General features: G+C 70.8%; 13 protein-coding genes. All 13 read left to right on the plus strand.

Annotation, left to right across the window (positions count from 1 at the left end; all coding sequences use genetic code 11):
- Positions 1 to 42 precede the first annotated feature (42 nt).
- Positions 43 to 1,095 carry a type IV pilus assembly protein PilM gene (pilM, locus tag ACTJKO_RS06560; RefSeq protein ID WP_440686923.1) on the plus strand — a complete coding sequence of 351 codons (1,053 nt, stop codon included), beginning with the start codon at positions 43 to 45 and terminating at the stop codon, positions 1,093 to 1,095.
- Positions 1,092 to 1,844, plus strand: a complete 753-nt coding sequence (locus tag ACTJKO_RS06565; protein WP_440686925.1) for a hypothetical protein — start codon at positions 1,092 to 1,094, stop codon at positions 1,842 to 1,844. Before pilM ends, ACTJKO_RS06565 begins: the two co-directional genes overlap by 4 nt.
- Positions 1,845 to 1,847: 3 nt before the next feature.
- A complete protein-coding gene (locus ACTJKO_RS06570; RefSeq protein ID WP_440686927.1) occupies positions 1,848 to 2,591 on the plus strand; it encodes a type 4a pilus biogenesis protein PilO in 744 nt (247 codons plus the stop codon).
- Between the two features lie 186 nt (positions 2,592 to 2,777).
- The gene (locus ACTJKO_RS06575; RefSeq protein ID WP_440686929.1) at positions 2,778 to 3,353 is read left to right on the plus strand and encodes a CBU_0592 family membrane protein; all 576 of its coding nucleotides are present in this window, start codon (positions 2,778 to 2,780) and stop codon (positions 3,351 to 3,353) included.
- 23 nt (positions 3,354 to 3,376) lie between these two features.
- Positions 3,377 to 3,835, plus strand: a complete 459-nt coding sequence (locus ACTJKO_RS06580) for a DUF6121 family protein (protein WP_440686931.1) — start codon at positions 3,377 to 3,379, stop codon at positions 3,833 to 3,835.
- Positions 3,836 to 3,869: 34 nt separating this feature from the next.
- Entirely contained in the window at positions 3,870 to 4,997 is a 1,128-nt protein-coding gene (locus ACTJKO_RS06585) for a hypothetical protein (protein WP_440686933.1), read from the plus strand.
- A 318-nt stretch (positions 4,998 to 5,315) separates the two neighbouring features.
- The gene (gene rpsL, locus ACTJKO_RS06590; protein ID WP_017885540.1) at positions 5,316 to 5,684 is read left to right on the plus strand and encodes a 30S ribosomal protein S12; all 369 of its coding nucleotides are present in this window, start codon (positions 5,316 to 5,318) and stop codon (positions 5,682 to 5,684) included.
- A gap of 4 nt (positions 5,685 to 5,688) precedes the next feature.
- Positions 5,689 to 6,159 carry a 30S ribosomal protein S7 gene (rpsG, locus tag ACTJKO_RS06595; protein ID WP_058724694.1) on the plus strand — a complete coding sequence of 157 codons (471 nt, stop codon included), beginning with the start codon at positions 5,689 to 5,691 and terminating at the stop codon, positions 6,157 to 6,159.
- A gap of 87 nt (positions 6,160 to 6,246) precedes the next feature.
- Positions 6,247 to 8,361 (plus strand): elongation factor G, encoded by a 2,115-nt coding sequence (fusA, locus tag ACTJKO_RS06600; protein WP_440686936.1) that lies wholly within the window; start codon positions 6,247 to 6,249, stop codon positions 8,359 to 8,361.
- A gap of 139 nt (positions 8,362 to 8,500) precedes the next feature.
- The gene (gene tuf, locus ACTJKO_RS06605) at positions 8,501 to 9,688 is read left to right on the plus strand and encodes an elongation factor Tu (RefSeq protein ID WP_440686938.1); all 1,188 of its coding nucleotides are present in this window, start codon (positions 8,501 to 8,503) and stop codon (positions 9,686 to 9,688) included.
- Between the two features lie 295 nt (positions 9,689 to 9,983).
- A complete protein-coding gene (locus ACTJKO_RS06610; RefSeq protein ID WP_440686940.1) occupies positions 9,984 to 18,575 on the plus strand; it encodes an isopeptide-forming domain-containing fimbrial protein in 8,592 nt (2,863 codons plus the stop codon).
- A gap of 95 nt (positions 18,576 to 18,670) precedes the next feature.
- Complete coding sequence (locus ACTJKO_RS06615; protein ID WP_440686942.1) at positions 18,671 to 19,648, plus strand: DNA topoisomerase IB; 978 nt, start codon at positions 18,671 to 18,673, stop codon at positions 19,646 to 19,648.
- A gap of 81 nt (positions 19,649 to 19,729) precedes the next feature.
- Positions 19,730 to 20,542, plus strand: a complete 813-nt coding sequence (locus ACTJKO_RS06620) for a DarT ssDNA thymidine ADP-ribosyltransferase family protein (protein ID WP_440686944.1) — start codon at positions 19,730 to 19,732, stop codon at positions 20,540 to 20,542.
- Positions 20,543 to 20,681 lie beyond the last annotated feature (139 nt).

Consider the following 20,681-nt stretch of genomic DNA (forward strand, 5'->3'; position numbering starts at 1 on the left):
CTCCCCGACGACCGACCCTGCCCACCCGGAAGGAACACGCACATGGCGAAGAACATCGTCGGCATCGACATCGGCGCCGAGGCGATCCGAGCGGTCGAGGTCGCTGATGCCGACAAACCACAGCCGACGATCGTGCGCGTCGCCGAGGTCCCGGTTCCGGAGGGTGCGACCAAGCACGGCGAGGTGCTCGAGGCGAACACCGTCGCCGGAGCCCTCCGCCAGCTCTGGTCCATCGGTCGGTTCCGGTCGAGGGACGTCGTGCTCGGGATGGGGAACCAGCGCGTGCTGTCGCGCGACCTGACGGTGCCGAAGGCTCCGCTGTCCCAGATCCGGGAGTCCCTCCCCTTCCAGGTGCAGGACATGCTGCCCGTCCCGGTCGGCGACGCGATCCTCGACTTCTACCCGATCGCTGAGGACATGGGTGAATCCGGCCCCGTCGTGCACGGCCTGCTCGTCGCGGCCATCAAGGACGCGGTGCTCGCCAACGTCCGGGCTGCAGAACTCGCGGGTCTGAACCCGGTCGGGGTGGACCTGATCCCGTTCGCGCTCACGCGGGTCCTCGCACCCCGCGTCGTCGGCGCCGGCACCGTGGCGATCGTCGACTGCGGTGGGAACACGACCTCGGTGGTCATCGCGCACGACGGTGTCCCCAAGTTCGTCCGCATCATCCCGACCGGCGGCGACGACGTCACGAAGACCATCGCGGCCCGACTCGAGATCCCCTTCGCGGAGGCGGAAGCGGTGAAGCGGCACTTCGGCCTCGTCGGGGTGACGCAGACCCCGGACGACGCCCGTGCCGTCGCCGTCACCCGCGAGACCGTCGGCGAGCTCATGACGAGCATCCGGAACACGGTCAGCTACTACGCGAACACCCGCCCGGACGACCCCGTGCGAGGGGTCGTGGTCGTCGGGGGCGGGGCAGCGCTCCCGGGCTTCCGCGAGGGCCTGGGCGACGTGTCCGGACTCCCCGTCGCCGTCGGTGACCCGTTCGTCTCCGCTCGGACAGGACGCGGGATCACCCCCGAGCTCCTGCGTGAACGATCGGCGTCGATCTCCGTCGCCTGGAGCCTGGCCGTCGGAGGGCGAGCAGCATGACCGAGACGATCGAACGCCGTCCGCTGCGCGGCAGCCGGGACTCCGCGACGGGCACTGGGCCCGCGCAGGAGCGCCACCGCCCAGGTCGGAACAACCGCATGCTCGTGGTGGGCGGACCGCCGCGCGTCGACCTGTTGCCCACCGAGGTCCACACGAACCGCAGGCAGCGTGCCACCGTCCGCCGCGCGTGGGCGGGGGTCGTCGTCGTCGCCATCGGTGTCGGCATCGTCGCGGGCTGGGCCGTCATGGAGCGGATGTCCGCCGAACAGGACCTCCTGGCTGCGCAGGGCGAGACGGCCACCCTGGCCCAGCAGCAGGGACAGTACCGCGAGGTCCGTACGACCGAAGCCGGGAGCAGCCTGCTCGAGGCGGCTCAGCAGGTGGGCGGTTCGACCGAGATCGACTGGTCGACGACGTTGCAGTCCGTCCGATCGAAGCTCCCCGCAGGAGTGCAGATCACCGGCGTCACGGTGGACTCCGCCAGCGCGACGGAGTCGTACGCACAGTCGGACGACCCGTTGCAGGGACAGCGGATCGCGACCCTCACGTTCGACGCGACGAGCACCGCCCTGCCGTCGATCCCGGACTGGCTCACGGCTGTGGGCGGTGTCGAGGGCTTCGTCGACGCGAACGCGAACTCCGTGTCGCGTTCCGACGACGGTTCCGGGTACGCCGTGAACATGACCATCCACCTCGACGAGAAGGCGTTCGACGGCAAGTACGCCGCCGCGGACGCGAAGAAGGGTTGATCCGTGTCCCGGAACCGACTCGGCCTCCTGCTCGCCGTCCTCTCCATGGCGGTCGTCGCCGTGGGGGGCTTCTTCCTCGCCGTCCAACCGCAACTGAGCCAGACCGCCGCGGCCCGCTCCCAGACCGAGACGGTCGACCGGACGAACGACGCGAGCCGGACCGAACTCGCCCGCCTGCAGGCCCAGGCGGCGGATCTCCCGAAGATGCGCCGCGAGTTGTCGACCCTGTCGGCGTCCGTACCGGACGAGGCGCGGATCTCGGAGTTCATCCGAGAACTGAACGCCGTCGCCGCGGCCTCCGGGACGCAGGTCACGTCGTTCACCGCGAGCGACGCGGTGGCGTACTCACCGGCGGTCTCGACCGGCGCGACCGGTGCGCAAGCGACGTCGACCCCGACGTCGGCTGCGACCGCCGAACCCTCGGCCAGCGCGACGGCAGCCGTCCCGCAGGCGCCCGCTGCGCCGAGCGTCGTGACGAACGCAGCGATCAACGGTCAGGACTTCTCGGTGATCCCCGTCACGGTGTCGGTCGACGGGAGCTTCGACCAGGCGCTGGCGTTCGTGAAGGGCGTGCAGGGCGGGCAGCGACTCTTCCTGATCGACTCGATCACCTCCTCGCAGAAGAGTGGCGACGACGGCGCCGCGAGCACCAGCTCGACGTGGACGTTCGGCGGCTCGATCTACGTCCTGGACCGTGCTGGCGACGCCTCCACGGCCGGTCCGGCTGCGACGCCGGCCGCTGGCTGAGACCCCGGTTCCGACACCCCACCAACTGGGGCCCACCCCGCCACGCCGAGCGCACTTCCCCGACACCCGTCGCTGTGCCTACGATGCTCCTGACGCCGCGCTCGCGGTCGCTCATCCCCCTCTCGAACGGCCGCTCCTGATGGCCGTTCCTCGTCGTGCCCGGAGTCGCGCGTGTTGGCTGGAATCGTGGAGTTCCTCGGTTGGTTCGGAGCAGTAACCGTCCTTGCTGGTTACCTGCTCTTCTCGTTGGGCAAGATCCCGAACGGCCCCGTGTACCAACTGTTCAACCTCGTCGGCGGGCTCGCCGTCGCGGTCAACGTCGCGGCCCACCACGCCGTCCCGTCGACGATCGTGAACGGCATCTGGGCGATCGTCGCGGTGGTCGTGCTCGTCCGGATGGGGAGGGCCCGCCGGGCGGCGAAGCGCGGTGCACCGGCTCCGGCGCAGCCGGCGCCGCACGCCGAGCCGCCGACGACCACCGCGGTCCTGCCGGTCATCGGTCCCGCACTGCGTGACCACGAGCAGGAGGCGACGCAGCACGCGCCGGCCGAGCCGCGCCTCCAGTCCGTCGTCCCGACGCCGACCCCGGCCACGCCGACCGCTGCTGCGCCAGCCCACGAGTCGACCGGTACCGCCCCGTCCGTCGCCGCACCGATGACGGAGTCCGTCCCGGTGATCACCGCGACGATCGCCCTCGCGCTCGTCGCCGCTGCCGAGGGGCACACGACCCAGCCGCAGCGCGCGGAGGTCACCGCGCGCTGATCGCCCGGCGCTACGATCAGCCCATGTCCCGGTGGTTGATCGCGACGATGACGTCCGTCCTCTTCATCGCGCTCGTGATCGCCGTCACGGGGTTCGAGTCGCTCCTCGCCGACGTCGAGGTGATCTCGCAGCCGGACGCCACCCCCTACCTCGGTCCGGCGATGGTGCTCGCGGGTGCCACCGTGGTGTTCCTCGCGACGGGCGTCGGTGCCCGCGAGGGCAACCCGGCGGTCACCGGCCTGGTCGCCGCGGCGACCGCGTACCTCGTGATGCTCGGGGTCGGAGCCGTCGGTTACGCGCTCATCCGTGGTGACGTCACCGAGCTCCTGGTGTTCCCGGCGGGCTACGCACTCGGGCCGTTCGTGGTGGCCTCGGTGGTCGTCGCGCTGCTCTGCGTGATCGGTGGGATCGCGGTGGCGCGGCACCAGTCGAGGTCGGCGGAGCTGCCCTCGGGCTCCGGGGATGACGGCGCCCCACGGTAGGATCCCCGGAGGGCCAGAGCACGACGGGGGACCGATGACCGACCAGCACCAGCCCGACGGGTGGGGCTCCGTCCCGACCGTCGACTCGATCAGCGGCACGCGCGCCACGTCCGGTCCGGTGCCGCCCGGCCGACCGCCTCGGAAGCTCGGCCGTCGCGCGCTCGTCGGCATCGTCGCGGGCGGTGCCGCGGTCGTCCTGCTCCTCGTGGCCGGGGTCGTGGGCTACTCCGTCGGCACGACGTCGCACTCGGCGGACCGTCCGGTGCGGGCCTTCCTCGACGACCTCACGGCGGGCAGGGCGTCCGCTGCGCTCGCGGCGGCCGGCATCGACCACGACGACGCCGACCTGCTGCTCACCGACGCGGCCTACGCGAAGGCGCGGGACCGCGTGACCGGGTACCGGATCGCGGCGACGAGGGACGACGGCGACACCGCGACGGTGACCGCCTACCTGCGCCAGGGCGGGCGGGACGTCTCGTCGACCTTCACGCTCGACAAGACCGGCACGGACTGGGGGCTCTTCCCGGTGTGGAAGCTCGAGGCGCCCCGACTGGGTGCGGTCGACGTCGCCCTGCGCGGCCCGTCGGGCACGAAGGTCTCGGTCGGCGGGCAGGCGACGACGACGTCGAAGGACGGCACGGTGACGCTGACGGCGCTGCCCGGCACCTACGACGTCGTCGCGGACGGCGGCAAGTGGTACGCGGCCGACGCCACGAAGGCGACGGTCGCGGGGTTCGGCGGCACGGCCTCCAGCCCCGTGTCGATGACGACGAAGCTGACCCCGGCGGGGGAGCAGGCGGCGAAGGCCGCGGTGGACGGCTGGGTCGACGGCTGCGTCGCGTCGACGGACGCGGCTCCGAAGGGCTGCAGCTTCTACGCCTACGGCGAGGACTCCGCGTACACGTACACGAACCAGAAGTGGACGCTCGACGCCAGGCCGACGGTCACGGTCGGCGACTGGGTGTCGAACGGCTGGCTGGTCACGACGACGACCGCCGGCCGGGCGACGTTCACGGCGGACATCGCCGGGCCCGGCGGCGTGGGCACGGCATCCGCCGGCCCGATGAACGTCAACGCGAGCGGGTACATCATCGGCTTCACCGACTCCGGCGCGACCTTCCGGTCGGCGATCGGCAACGGCTCGAGCGACACCGGCTCCTGAGACCGGGTCCGAATCCGACGGTCTCGGGAGGCGCGGCTCGGCCCCGTCCGTCGGGTGCCGCCGTCCTGCGGGCGGGTGTTCGCCCAGGGCGGTCGCCACGTGCCTCCAGGGCGACGCGCCCGGATTGATTTCGCTGTGTGACGCGGGTAGTCTCTTCCGGGTGTGCGCCCTCGGGCGCGCCCGAAAAACCGGTCCGACCGATGGTCGACCGGGATCCGTCCCCCACTCATCGCCGCCGTCAGGCGGTGCTCAGCGTGGGACGAGGAAGCCGGCGGTCCGCGCCGGCCGGAGAGCACGAGCGAAGAACCAGGAGAACAGTTGCCTACTATTCAGCAGCTGGTTCGCAAGGGTCGTACGCCGAAGGTCACCAAGACCAAGGCGCCCGCCCTGAAGGCGAACCCCCAGCAGCGTGGTGTGTGCACCCGCGTCTACACCACCACCCCGAAGAAGCCGAACTCGGCACTGCGCAAGGTCGCTCGTGTCAAGCTCTCGAACGGCACCGAGGTCACGGCCTACATCCCCGGTGAGGGCCACAACCTCCAGGAGCACTCGATGGTGCTCGTGCGTGGCGGTCGTGTGAAGGACCTCCCCGGTGTCCGCTACAAGATCATCCGCGGTGCGCTCGACACGCAGGCCGTGAAGAACCGTAAGCAGGCGCGCAGCCGCTACGGCGCGAAGAAGGGTTGAGTCAATGCCTCGTAAGGGTCCCGCTCCCAAGCGTCCCGTCGTCGCAGACCCGGTCTACGGCGCGCCGATCGTCTCGCAGCTCGTGAACAAGATCCTGCTGGACGGCAAGAAGGGCCTCGCCGAGCGCATCGTCTACGGTGCACTCGAAGGCGTCGCCGCCAAGAACCAGCAGGACGCCGTCGCGACGCTCAAGAAGGCGCTCGACAACGTCCGTCCCACGCTCGAGGTCCGCAGCCGCCGCGTCGGTGGCTCGACGTACCAGGTCCCGGTCGAGGTCAAGCCGCACCGCGCGAACACCCTCGCGCTCCGCTGGCTGACCTCGTACGCCAAGGCCCGTCGCGAGAAGACGATGACCGAGCGTCTCATGAACGAGATCCTCGACGCGTCGAACGGTCTCGGTGCCGCGGTCAAGCGCCGTGAGGACACGCACAAGATGGCCGAGTCGAACAAGGCCTTCGCCCACTACCGCTGGTAGTCCCGGTACCGATCGGGCGTCGGCGGTCATGAACCCCGGCGCCCGATCGGACGCCAACCTCTCCTACAACTCTTCCGGAGGAACCCTGTGGCACAGGACGTGCTCACCGACCTGAACAAGGTCCGCAACATCGGCATCATGGCGCACATCGATGCCGGCAAGACCACGACGACCGAGCGCATCCTGTTCTACACGGGCATCACGCACAAGATCGGTGAGGTCCACGACGGCGCCGCGACCATGGACTGGATGGCGCAGGAGCAGGAGCGCGGCATCACGATCACGTCGGCCGCGACGACCTGCTTCTGGGACAACAACCAGATCAACATCATCGACACCCCCGGTCACGTGGACTTCACGGTCGAGGTGGAGCGTTCGCTCCGCGTCCTCGACGGTGCGGTCGCCGTCTTCGACGGCAAGGAGGGCGTCGAGCCCCAGTCCGAGACCGTGTGGCGTCAGGCGGACAAGTACAACGTCCCGCGCATCTGCTTCGTCAACAAGATGGACAAGCTCGGCGCGGACTTCTACTTCACCGTCGACACGATCGTCAACCGCCTCGGTGCGGAGCCCCTCGTGCTCCAGCTCCCGATCGGTGCCGAGAACGACTTCGTCGGTGTCGTCGACCTCATCGAGATGCACGCCAAGGTGTGGCCGGGCGATGCCAAGGGTGATGTCACCATGGGCGCCCAGTACGAGGTCCAGGAGATCCCCGCGGACCTCCAGGCCCGTGCCGAGGAGTACCGCGCGAAGCTGGTCGAGCGCGTCGCCGAGTCCGACGACGCCCTCCTCGAGAAGTTCTTCGACGGCCAGGAGCTCACGAACGACGAGATCCGCGCCGGCATCCGCAAGCTGACCATCGCGTCCGAGGTCTACCCGGTCCTTTGCGGCTCGGCGTTCAAGAACCGCGGTGTCCAGCCGATGCTCGACGCCGTCATCTCGTACCTCCCGTCCCCGCTCGACGTGCCGCCGATGATCGGCCACGACGTCAAGGACGAAGAGAAGGAGATCATCCGCAAGCCGGATGCCTCCGAGCCGTTCTCCGCGCTCGCGTTCAAGGTCGCGGTGCACCCGTTCTTCGGTCGCCTCACCTACGTCCGCGTCTACTCGGGCTCGATCGAGTCGGGTGCCCAGGTCATCAACTCGACCAAGGGCAAGAAGGAGCGCATCGGGAAGATCTTCCAGATGCACTCCAACAAGGAGAACCCGGTCGACAACGTGACCGCGGGCCACATCTACGCGGTGATCGGCCTCAAGGACACCACCACCGGTGACACGCTCTGCGACCCGAACGACCAGGTCGTCCTCGAGTCGATGACGTTCCCGGAGCCGGTGATCGAGGTCGCCATCGAGCCGAACACGAAGGCCGACCAGGAGAAGCTCTCCACGGCCATCCAGAAGCTCGCCGAAGAGGACCCGACGTTCCGCGTCGAGCTCAACGCCGAGACCGGTCAGACGACGATCAAGGGCATGGGCGAGCTCCACCTCGACATCCTCGTCGACCGCATGAAGCGTGAGTTCAAGGTCGAGGCCAGCGTCGGCAAGCCGCAGGTCGCCTACCGCGAGACGCTGACCAAGCCGGTCGAGCGCTACGACTACACCCACAAGAAGCAGACCGGTGGTTCCGGTCAGTTCGCGAAGGTGCAGATCGCGCTCGAGCCGATGGAGGTCACGGCCGAGAAGGTCTACGAGTTCGAGAACGCCGTCACCGGTGGCCGCGTCCCGCGCGAGTACATCCCGTCGGTCGACGCCGGTATCCAGGACGCCATGCAGGTCGGTATCCTCGCGGGGTACCCGACCGTCGGCGTGAAGGCCATCCTCAAGGACGGTCAGTCGCACGACGTCGACTCGTCCGAGATGGCGTTCAAGATCGCCGGTTCGATGGCGTACAAGGAAGCCGCCCGAAAGGCCGGCCCCGTCATCCTCGAGCCGATCATGGCCGTCGAGGTCCGTACTCCGGAGGAGTACATGGGCGACGTCATCGGTGACCTGAACTCCCGTCGTGGCCAGATCGCTTCGATGGAGGACGCTTCGGGCGTCAAGGTGGTCCGCGCGAGCGTGCCGCTGTCCGAGATGTTCGGCTACGTCGGTGACCTTCGTTCGAAGACCTCCGGTCGTGCCGTCTACTCGATGACCTTCGAGACCTACGCACAGGTCCCGAAGAAGGTCGAAGAGGAGATCATCGAGAAGGGCAAGGGGAACTGACGCTCCCGAGCGTGTTCTCCACAGGCGGGGGCGCCCGGCGACGGGCCCCTCGCCACCAAGTAAAGTAAAGACACACACCCTGCACGCCAACGGTTCACGAACCGGGGGCTTGCTCTCCGAGTCCTGAGGAGGACCCACAGTGGCCAAGGCCAAGTTCGAGCGGACCAAGCCGCACGTCAACATCGGAACCATCGGTCACGTCGACCACGGCAAGACCACGCTCACGGCGGCGATCACCAAGGTTCTGCACGACCAGTACCCGGACCTCAACGAGGCCCGTGACTTCGCGCAGATCGACAGTGCTCCGGAAGAGCGCGACCGCGGTATCACGATCAACATCTCCCACGTCGAGTACCAGACCGACAAGCGCCACTACGCGCACGTCGACGCTCCGGGCCACGCCGACTACGTGAAGAACATGATCACGGGTGCGGCCCAGATGGACGGCGCGATCCTCGTGGTCGCCGCCACCGACGGTCCGATGCCCCAGACGCGCGAGCACGTCCTGCTCGCCCGCCAGGTCGGCGTCCCCTACATCGTCGTCGCGCTGAACAAGTCCGACATGGTGGACGACGAGGAGATCCTGGAGCTCGTCGAGCTCGAGGTCCGTGAGCTCCTCGGCTCGCAGGAGTTCGACGAGGACGCCCCCGTCGTGCAGGTCTCGGCGCTCAAGGCGCTCGAGGGCGACGAGAAGTGGGTCAAGTCCGTCCAGGACCTGATGGCCGCCGTCGACGAGAACGTCCCGGACCCGGTGCGCGCCACCGACCAGCCGTTCCTCATGCCGATCGAGGACGTCTTCACGATCACCGGTCGTGGAACGGTCGTCACCGGTCGTGTCGAGCGTGGCACGCTCGACCTCAACTCCGAGGTCGAGATCGTCGGCATCCGTCCGACGCAGAAGACCACGGTCACGGGCATCGAGATGTTCCGCAAGCTCCTCGACAAGGCTGAGGCGGGCGACAACACCGGTCTCCTCATCCGTGGCCTCAAGCGCGAGGACGTCGAGCGCGGCCAGGTCGTCGTGAAGCCGGGTTCGGTCACGCCGCACACGAACTTCACCGCCAACGCGTACATCCTGACCAAGGACGAGGGCGGGCGTCACAACCCGTTCTACGCGAACTACCGCCCGCAGTTCTACTTCCGCACCACGGACGTCACCGGCGTCATCACGCTGCCCGAGGGCACCGAGATGGTCATGCCCGGCGACACCGTCGCGATGACGGTCGAGCTCATCCAGCCGATCGCCATGGAAGAGGGCCTCCGCTTCGCCATCCGTGAGGGTGGTCGTACGGTCGGTGCCGGTACGGTCGAGAAGATCATCAAGTAACTCCGGTTACCTGCGACAGAGCGGGGTCGGGCCTTCGGGCCCGGCCCCGCTTTTGCGTATCCCGGGCGGCGCCGGGAAGACCGTGCTGGTGTCCCCACTTGCAGGGACCGCCTGTACCCCGCACTGGGTGCAGCGGGGGCGATCGGGATCTCGATACCGTGGGGTTGCGAGGTTGAACCCACCTCGCGTGGTGACCCGAACACCAACGCACGACGCACCGCGGGACCCTGCCCGGACGGTGCTGCTCCGCTGTGCTGTGCTCGGCGTCCCAGACGACGACCCGAGAGCACACCCGATGCGATCTGCCCTGTTCCCCGCCCGTCCGCGCGCGCTCGCGATGGCGGTGGTGGTGAGTCTCCTCGCCGCACTGCTGTCGGTCTTCTCGATCGTCACACCGGCGGGGGCAGCGAACTCGCTCGTGTCGGTGTCGGTCAAGGCGGACGACTCGGTGCTGAACGGGGCCCCGGCGAACGTCACGATCACGGCGCGGAACACGACGGCTGCGGGGAGCGGCACGCCGCTGTACAACCTCGGGTACTCGTACCGTCTGCCCGTCGGTGTCTCGTACGTGGCGAACTCCGCCGGAACGCAGGCGGGAGAGCCCACCATCACGACGCTGACCGCGGCGCAGGGCGGTGGCACGCTCCTGGTCTGGTCGAACGTGTCCGACCTCGTCGCCGGTGACCAGAAGTCGCTCTCGTTCCGGGTCCAGTCGGTCGACGCGTCGTTCCCGGTCGGGACGAACTTCGCGGGCACGGCCCAGGTCGCAGCGAGCGCCGACGCCCGGACGATCCCGACCTTCGGCGCGACGGGGACGCCGACCGCGGGGACGGGCATCAACGCGGCGTCAGCGGTCTCGAACGCCACGACGGTCTCGGCGCTGAGCATCACGAAGGGCGAGGAGAGCCCGGAGAACGAACTCGTCCGCGGCGTCCACGACCACCCGACGGTCTACACGCTCACCGTGAAGAACACCGCGCAGGCGCCGACGACGGGCGTGGTCGTGACCGACTACCTGCCGGCCGGCCTCGAGTTCCTGCAGTGCGGCGCGATCGACAACACGACGTCGGGCGCCGAGTACGCCGGTGCCGCCGCCCTCACGTCGACGACCGCCGCGAACGCGACCGGCACGTGGGACGCCTCGGCGTGCCGGACGCCGCAGACGGTCGACACCGTCAACACCGTCGCGAACCAGGGCTCGTCGGTGTTCACGAAGGTCGTCTGGAACCTCGGCGACCTCGCGAAGGGTCAGTCCGTCACGATCAAGTACCTCGCCGCCGTGCCGCTGCGCGAGAACACGATGTCGTTCGCCGGGCAGCCGGGTCAGCCGTCCACGAGCTCCACCCCGCCGGCGGCGGCGTCGCTCGGGCAGGCCGCCGACCTCGACAACAACAACGGTCCGTCGACCCGGCAGAACACCGCGGACACGACCTCGAACGGTCGCGGGCAGACGAACCTCGTCGATGCGCAGGGCACCTACACCGGCGCCGTGGGTGGCGGAGCGTCGTCCGCGCAGAAGGCATCCGCGTCGCTGACGGTCGAGGCGATGGACCTCGCGGTGGCGAAGAGCGTGACGCCCACGACGTTCGCGGCGAACAAGCTGGCGACGTACTCGCTGCTGATCCGCACGAGCGAGTACGAGTCGTCGGCCGGCATCACCCTGACCGACACGATCCCGGACGGTCTGTGCCCGGCGTTCCCCGCGGGCACCCCGACCACCGGGACCCTGCCCGCGGACTGCGACCCGGCGAACAACGCCGCGCTCGACCAGCAGATGACCGGCGCGACGGTCGACTCCGTCGCGTACTCCGCGGCGAACGGCACGTTCACGCTGACCCTCCACATTGCCGACCAGTCGACGGACGCCTCGCCGCGCGTCACCTACAAGGCGCTCATGCGGCAGAACTACTCCGTCGCGGGCAACGCCGGGCCGACGGCGGCCGGTGACGACTTCACGAACAAGGTCGGCATTGCCGGTACCTCGACCGGCGTCCACGGCGACACCGGCACGCAGCGGGTCGTCGACGACTCGAAGGCCACGATCACCTCGAGCGCCCCGTCGATTTCGAAGTCCGTCCTCCCGCGCAGCACCACCTCGACCGTGACGGGTTCGTCCGACTGCGCCGCCGCGACCGGGACCTACGCGTCCACGACGCCGAGCGACCCGTTCACGGTGGGCGACGTCGTGTGCTTCCGGCTGCAGGTCGCGTTCCCGTCGGGCGTGCAGAGCCGCAACGCCACGGTGACCGACATGCTCCCCGTCGGCACGACCGCCTCCGCGGCGCAGTGGGTGGAGGGCACCGACTGGACGTACGGTTCGGAGAGCACCGTCCCGGCCGCGCAGGTGAAGCTGACCGGCTCGAGCGCGTCGATGGCGTCGTTCGCGATCGGCTCGTCGGCCACGGGCGGGACGTACGTGGACGGTGACACGGCAGGCGCGACGGTCGTGCTGTACGTGGCTGCCCACGTCACGAAGGCCGGTTCGAGCGCCACGGTGCCGGACATCACCGCCAACCTCATGAAGTTCTCCCAGCAGAACACCGCCGGTTCGGTCACCAGCCTCCGCTCATCGGCGAACTACAAGGTCGCCGGTGCGGCGTCCGCGACCCTGGCGAAGAGCATCGTGCAGACCGGGAAGGACGCCTCCAGCCTTACGGCGAACGTGAACCCGGCGAACACGACCGAGGGGCAGGTGCTGCAGTACAAGGTCAGCATCACGAACCCGACGGGCACCGGGGGCTCGTACCCGATCGGCAACGTCTCCGTCTGGGACGCGCTGCCCGCCGGCATCACCTGCACGGCGGTGGACGCCTCGGCCAGCGGCGGCACCTGCACCGACACCCCGCCGACCGGCGCCTCCTCCACGTTCTCGAAGCGGTCCTTCCTGGTGTGGAACGGAGTGGGCCCGATCGCCTCCGGTGCCACCACCGACCTGCTGTACACGCTCCAGGTGCCGAACCAGGCGTTCGCGGGCACCGTCTACAAGAACTCCGCGTCCGTCGTGCGGTTCGACACGACCGCCGACACCGGGGCCGCCCAGACCTGGGTGCCGGCGCCGGTCGCCGGGACGAGCACGCACGCCACCGGGGCCACCGGATCACAGCTCGCCGCGACCACCGCGGACGCGCAGCGCAGCGTCACGATCACCCCCGTCGCGGTCGCGAAGACCGGGCAGACCGACGGCGGTGCGACCAACCGGTCCGGCCTGAACGCCGTGCCCGGACAGCCGTTGAAGTACACGTACTCCGTCACGGTGAAGGCCGGCACGAGCGTCGGGTCCGCGTCGCTGGTCGATCCGCTCGCGTCCGTCACGGGCCTCCGCACGACGAACGCCACGACCTGGACGCTCGACGTCACCGGAGCGACCGGCCTGGCCACCAGGAGCACCACCGACGGCGACGCCACCGTGTCGTACGGCGGGCAGGACTACACCTTCACCGGTGGAGCCACCACGAACACGAACGGTGCGGGAGCGCTCGTCTTCCCCGCCGTGTACGACAACACCACCGGCTCGGACGTCACCTTCACCGTGACGGTGACCGGCGTGGCCGTCTCGGCGGGCACCGGGAGCTACCCGAAGTCGGACGGGACGACGTTCTCGTCCGCGACGGTCACGAACACCGCGACGTTCCGCAGCACCGACCCGGTCACCGGCGTCACGGTCGCGCCGACCAAGACCGTGTCCGTCGACGTGCAGGCACCGAACCTCGCGATCACGAAGTCGGACGACCGGAACGGCGCCGCCGTCTCCGGCCAGGACGTCGTCACGTGGACGCTCACCGCGACGAACAGGTCGACCACCGCGGACGCGCGGAGCGTCGTCGTCGCGGACTGCTTCCCGACCAGCCTGCGGTTCACCGGCTCCTCCCGCACGGAGGACACAGCGTCGTTGACGCAGGCGCAGCGTGACGCGCTGGGCGCCTGCAGCTCCGACCGCACGTTGCACGCGTGGGTCGTCGGCACGCTCGCCCCGAAGGCGTCGACGACCATCACCGTGACCGGTACCCTCGCCGACGACGCGCCCGCAGGCACGGACTACGCGAACACCGCGAAGGTGGTGGGCTCCAGCCTCGACACCGACTACACGACCTCCGGCGCGAGCTACGTCCAGACCGCGTCCGCCGATGACTCCATCACGGTGGCCTCCCCGTCCGTCTCGAAGCAGCTCACCGCTCCGACGTGGTCGAACGCGGACGGCTCGGCCGGCCCGACCGCCACGACCGACCCGAGCAGCACCGCTGCGCTCGCCGTCCGCCCGGGCGACGCGGCGAGCTACCGCGTCACCGCGACGATCCCCGCGAACGTCGCGGTGTTCGACGCCCGCCTGACGGACACCCTGCCCGCCGGCCTGACCGTGGACGGGGAGCTCGTCGCGACGACCTCCGACGCGACGGTCACCGCGAGCGGCACGGTGGACTCGTCGACGGGGTCGATCCGCGTCGACGTGAGCGACATCACCACCGGCCGATCGCAGCCCGTGCTCGTCACGGTGACGATCCCCGTCCGGCTGTCCACGAGCGCGACCGCAGGCACCGCGCTGACGAACACGGCGACCTTCGCCTGGGACCGGACCGCGAAGGGCACCGCGCCCACTGACGGTTCCGCGACCTCGAACCCGGCGAACGCCACGGTGGTCGCTCCCTCGCTCACGATCGACAAGACCGCCACGGTGGCGGGAACGACCAGCGACCACCTGGCCGTCGAGCCCGGACAGTCCGTGCGCTACACCGTGACCGTCAGGAACGCGGCGGGTGCATCCCCCGCGTACGGCACGACGGTGACCGACTGCGTGCCCGCCGGCATCGTCGTCGACAGCGGGTCGATCAGCGGCGGGGGCACCCTCGGCGACGCGACCGACACGTGTGGCGGTGGCGTGGTCACGTGGCCGACGACCACCGTCGGGGGAGCGGGCGGCACCGTCGCGTACACCTACGACGCGACGCTCGCGGACGACGTCTCGCTGAGCGGCGCTCCGCTGACCAACACGGTCTCCACCGGCGCCTACCGCAGCCTCGCCACGAACGGTGCGACCTACGCTGCGGTCGAGAACACCGCGACCGTGACGCCGGCGTTCCCCGACGTCGCCGTCTCGAAGTCCAACGACACCGTCGGCGGTCTCTCGTACGTCGGTGTCCCCTCGGACTTCTCGGTGACCTTCACCAACCACGGCAGCGCGGCGACGAAGGTCTCCGCCGCGGACGTCCTGCCGGCGAACTGGCAGTACGTCGCCGGCAGTGCCACGCTCGTCCGGGACGGCGGCGCCGCGACCACGGTGACCGACCCGGCAACGGACGGACGCACCCTCACCTGGGCGGACCTCGGCGCCCTCGGGGCGAACGCCACCATGACGCTGCACTACCGCGCCCTGCCGACCGCCGACGCGACCAGCACCCCCGGTGCCGGGAGCGCCGTCGCGCACACGAACCACGTCACCGCCACCGTCACGGACGCCTCCGGCGGGACCGCGTACGACGGTGGTGACGGCAGCTTCGTCTCCTACCCCGACGGCGGCTCCGACGCGACCGCCACGGCGCGGATCGGGGCCACGGACCTCGCGCTGACCAAGACCGCGACCTCGGCGAAGGTCGTCGCGGGCGCCACCACCCCGGACGCGTGGACGATCGCCGTCGCGAACCGCGGTGACGACGCCGCGCACGGGACGACCGTCGTGGACACGACGGCGGGGCTCCCCGCCGGCGCCACGCTGGCCTTCACCGGCACCGGCTGGGACTGCACGCAGAGCGGAGCCACCTGGACCTGCGTGAACGGCGCCACGGTCGCGAAGGGCTCCTCCTTCCCCGACGTCGACGTCGCCCTCACGCTGCCGGCAGGCGCCCCGCTGACCGCGATCCGCAACACCGCGACCATCCACCAGGGCACGGGCCAGACCTTCGACCCGAACACCGCGGACGACAGCGACGCCGCGAGCGTCACGCCGGTCGCGATCGCCGACCTGGCCATCACGAAGACCGGACCCTCGACCGCCGCCCGCGCCGGTGGGACGATCTCGTGGGACCTCTCGGTCCAGAACCGCCGGGACACCACCGTGCAGAGCGTCTCGGACGCCCGCGGCACGGTGACCGTCACGGACACCCTGCCCGACACCGTCACGCTCGTGCGCGCCACCTCGGACGACCCGGCGTGGACCTGCGACACCGACGGCAACACGGTCAGCTGCACCCGTGACGGGCTCGCGAACGGCACCACCGCCGGCGCGATCACGGTCACGGCGACGGTCCACCCGGACGTTACGGACGCGCAGTCCGTCGTGAACACCGCCGCCGTCTCGGTCGACACGTCGGCGACGACCGACCCCACCGCGTCGAACGACTCGTCGACGGCCACCACCGGTGTGGACGACACCACGACCCTGACGATCGCGAAGGCGTTCGGCTCCGAGGCGCGGAGCACCCTCGTCGCGGGCGACCCCGCGGACTGGACGATGACGGTGACGAACACCGGCACCGCGGACGCCCGCTCCGTCCGGGTGACCGACGCACTCGAGTCGGGGACGCGCCTCCAGGGCGACCAGACGGACGGCCCCTGGTCGTGCACCACCCCCGACGACGACGCCACCGACGTGACCTGCGTCCTCGACGGCACGCTCGCCGCCGGGAAGAGCAGCACGTTCACGATCACGGTGACCACACCGTCGTCCTCCACCGGTGTCCTCGCGAACACCGCCGTGGTGACCGCCGACAACGCCGCCACCGCCCAGGCCGAGGCCCGCAGCGACGCCACCCAGACCGCCGGCCTGTCGGTGACGAAGACCGCCGACGTCCGGTCCGTCGACGCCGGACGTGACGTCACGTACACGATCACGGTCGCGAACCCGTCCGGACCGTCCGACGTGCCCGCCGGCGACGCCACGTCGCCGAGCGTGCAGGTGCAGGACACCCTCCCCGCGGGCGTCGAGTTCCGCGCGCTCTCCCCGGAGACCGCGCAGCACTGGACGCTCGAGTCCGACACCGACGGGGTGCTCACCCTGTCGACCCGGGACGGGATCGCCGCCGGGGCCACCGACCCGAACACGATCGTCCTGACCGTGCACGTCCCGGCGTCGTTCCGCGGCTCCGAGATCGTGAACACCGCCACCGCCGCGCCGATCACGGCGACCGGACCCACGGCCCACGACGACGCGACCGTCGAGGTCACCACGCACGCCGACCTGCGGATCACGAAGCAGCGCACGAGCGCCCCGAGCGCCGACGCCGGTACGAGCGTCACCTACGACGTGACCGTGACGAACGACGGACCGTCGGACGCCCGCGCGGCGACCTGGACGGACACGCCGCCGGCCGGCATGTCGGTGACGAAGGTGACGACGGACGACGACACCTGGGAGCAGGGCGACGGCCCCGCGACCTGGTCGACCGCGACGCTGGCGTCCGGCGCGAGCACCGTGTTCCACGTGACGGCCGCGATCGCCTCCGGTACCCCCGCGGGCACCCTGACGAACACGGCCACGGTGAGCTCGGCGACGCCCGACACCGACCCGACGAACGACACCGCCGGTGACGACGTCGCCGTCACGACGCACGCCGCACTCACCCTGACGAAGACGCCGGTCACGTCGGTCGGGTCCACCACCGTGTCCGACCGCGTCACGGCCGGCGCCGAGCAGGTGTGGCTCGTGCAGGTGCACGACGATGGCCCGTCCGACGAACAGCCCACCACGGTCGTCACCGACGAGCTGCCCGACGGTCTGACGTTCGTCAGCGCGTCGAGCAACGGCTCGGTGTGGAGCTGCGACGGCGCGACGGACACGACGAAGGTCACGTGCTCCCTGCCGACGACGATCGTCGCCGGGACGGACGCGCCGGGCCTCTGGATCACGACGAAGGTCGCGTCCGGCCACGCCGCCGGGTCGATCGCGAACCGCGCCGTCGTCACCGGCCAGGGCACGAACCCGCCGGTCGGGACGAACGACCAGTCCGTCACCAGCCCCCTCGACGTCGACACCGTCGCGAACGTGGCGATCACGATCGGCCACCAGGGCACCGCCGTCATCGGCAAGGACCTGCCGGAGACGGTGCAGGTGCGGAACGCCGGGACGTCCGACGCCGCAGCCGTCACCGCGACGTACACCGTGCCGAAGGGCATGACGTACGTCTCCACCGAGGCCGACCCGGCATGGACGGTCACCGGGGTCACGAAGAACGCCGACGGGACCACCACGGTGACCCTCGCGCTCGCCGGGACGCTCACCGCGGGCTCGCTCGCACCGACGATCACCGTGCACCAGACGCCGACCGCCGCCGCCTACCCGGGTGTCCGGCCGACCGCGTCCGTCGCGACGACCACGACCGAGACGACGCTCGCCGACAACGTCGACGCCGACGAGCTCGCCGTCGACCCCGCGTCGAGCCTCTCGATCACGAAGACGCACACCGGCCCGCTCGTCCGCGGCGCGACGGTGGGGTACACGGTCACCGTGCACAACGCCGGTCTCACCGAGGACCCGGGTCCGGTCGTCGTCACCGACCGGCTCCCGGCAGGCCTCACGCTGGTGAGCGTCGACGACCGCGGTGCCGCGACCTGCGCGACCCGGGGGTCGGTCACCTGCACCCTCTCCGGACCGCTCGCGGTCGACCGGTCCGTCGTGTTCCAGATCACGGCGAAGGTCGCCTCCGACGCACCGGACCGCATCACCAACGTCGCGACGGTCACGTCGCCGACGGCGCAGGTGGCGCCCGTGTCCGGTTCGGCCAGCCCGACCGACCCGATGCGCGCGAGCGACCCGGCACCCGTGCGCGCCGCTCCGGCGGCCGCGTCGGAGCTCGCCTTCACGGGGGCGGCCGGACTCGGCATCGGCGCGCTCGTCGCGGTCCTCGCGCTGACCGTCGGCGGTGTCCTGCTGGTGACGCGACGACGTCGCCGAGCGTGACCACCTGACGGACGGGAGGCGCGGTGCGGGCTCGCACCGCGCCTCCCGTCCGTCGCCTGGCCGCGTCACAGGCACGGGCGTGTTCCATCGAGACCGTGACACGTCTCCGCCGCTCCGCGACCAACGGTCGCGGCTACCACCGCGTCCGCAGCGGGCGAGGGTTCTCGTACCGTGACCCGGACGGTGCGACCGTCACCGACCCCGAGGTGCGGCAGCGGCTCGAGGACCTCGTCATCCCGCCCGCGTGGGACGACGTCTGGATCTCGCCGTACGACAACGGGCACATCCTCGCCACGGGCATCGACGGAGCCGGTCGCCGGCAGTACATGTACCACCCCGGCTGGCGGGAGCGGATGGACCGCATCAAGTACGACCGCGCCCTCGCCCTCGCCGAGTCCCTGCCGGTCGCGCGCCGGATGGTGACGCAGGACCTCCGTCGGCCCGAGCCGGACCGGCAGCGTGCGCTCGCGGCGGCGTTCCGGATGCTCGACCAGGGGTCCCTCCGGGTCGGGTCCGAGCGGTACGCCACCGAGCACGGCAGCCGCGGGCTCTCGACGCTCCTGTGCGCCCACGCCCACGTCTCCGGAGACGACATCGAGCTCGACTTCCCCGGCAAGAGCGGTCAGGAGTGGTCCTCGTCGATCCACGACCCCGACCTCGCGAGCGTCATCGCCGGCATGAAGCGACGTGGACCCAACGCCCGGCTGCTGTCGTTCCGGGAGCGCCGCGGTGCCGAGTGGGAACCGCTGTCCGCCGAGGACATCAACCAGTACGTCAAGGAGCGCGCCGGCGACGAGTTCACCGCGAAGGACTTCCGGACGCTGCACGGCACCGTCGCCGCCGCCGTCGACCTCGCGAAGACCGGACCGCAGACGTCCCAGGCGAAGCGGAAGAAGGCGGTGTCGCACGCCGTGAAGGTCGCCAGCGAGGAGCTCGGGAACACCCCGACCGTGTGCCGACAGAGCTACATCGACCCCCGGCTGCTCGACGCCTACGACCACGGCGAGACCATCGACCCGGCACGGATCCACGCGGCAGAGTCCGAGGTCCGTGCCCTGCTCTACCGACAGTGACGGGCAGGTGGCCGGGATGACGTACCGTTGGACCTCGTGCCCGACCACCCCCACACGGGCACGGAAGGACCCCCACCAGTCGTGACTGACGAGTGCATCCACGGATTCCCCACCGAGCTCTGCGACATCTGCGCCCCACGCCAGCGCGTCGTCGCCGAGACCCCCACCACCCCCACCCCGCGCCGCACCCGGATCACCACCTCGCTCCGGAGCGTCCCCGGTCAGGCCGCCACCCCTGCGTCCTCGCTGCGCTCGCCGGTGCCCGACCTGCCCGAGGCGCGGGACTTCGCGTCGCTCCGGGCACACCACGTCACCCACGTGGACAACCTCGACGACATCGTGGGCGCGGGTGCGATCCTCGCGTCCGACGCCGTCACGCCCGTGGTCGACGTCGCCTCCGCCGCGGTCCGGGCCGCCCGGGCCGAGGCCACCGCGCCCGACGGCTCGTCGGTCGCGGCCCACGTGCCGTTCACCCTCTCGCCGGACGCCACGCGCTGGGACGAACTGCGCTCCGGCGCGGTGGGCGAGCGCTGGTCGGACGCCGCCCGCCGGACCCGGGCGACGGAGTACGTCGTGCTCGTCGTCCCGGTGTCGGCATTCGGCGCGTCGGTGATCGTCGCCGACCAGGACGCCGAGGCCGAGGACGCCCGCTTCGCCGTCGGCCCCGAGGCCGCGACGAACCTCATCCGCCGCACGGACTTCACCGACCCGGAGATGCACGGCCTCGAGCTGCTCGCCGGGCCGAGCGTGCCGTTCTCCTCCGTCGCCGTGATCGGTGTGCCGAACGACCGCGTCCGGCAGACCGTCAAGGCGGTGCTGCGCGACCACGGCGGCCACGCACCGCGGGTCGCGGTCTTCCCGCCCTGGTTCGTGCCCCCGATCGCCGCGGAGTAGCCGCCCGGCTGGCCCGGCGCAGTGCGCGCTGGGCTGGGCGCAGCGCCGAGCGTGCGATGTCCGTCACGCTCGGCGCCCCCGAGTGGCCTGATCTGCCCACTCGCCGGACGGGCGACGGCGTGTCCTGCGCGCTCACGGG

Origin of the sequence: Curtobacterium sp. 22159 (genome assembly GCF_052045775.1) — a bacterium.
In the GTDB taxonomy this organism is placed as follows: domain Bacteria; phylum Actinomycetota; class Actinomycetes; order Actinomycetales; family Microbacteriaceae; genus Curtobacterium.

Coding starts and splice junctions, on each gene's coding strand:
- pilM (WP_440686923.1), top strand. CDS start 43: ATGGCGAAGAACATCGTCGGCATCGACATCGGCGCCGAGGCGATCCGA.
- ACTJKO_RS06565 (WP_440686925.1), top strand. CDS start 1,092: ATGACCGAGACGATCGAACGCCGTCCGCTGCGCGGCAGCCGGGACTCC.
- ACTJKO_RS06580 (WP_440686931.1), top strand. CDS start 3,377: ATGTCCCGGTGGTTGATCGCGACGATGACGTCCGTCCTCTTCATCGCG.
- ACTJKO_RS06585 (WP_440686933.1), top strand. CDS start 3,870: ATGACCGACCAGCACCAGCCCGACGGGTGGGGCTCCGTCCCGACCGTC.
- rpsG (WP_058724694.1), top strand. CDS start 5,689: ATGCCTCGTAAGGGTCCCGCTCCCAAGCGTCCCGTCGTCGCAGACCCG.
- ACTJKO_RS06610 (WP_440686940.1), top strand. CDS start 9,984: ATGCGATCTGCCCTGTTCCCCGCCCGTCCGCGCGCGCTCGCGATGGCG.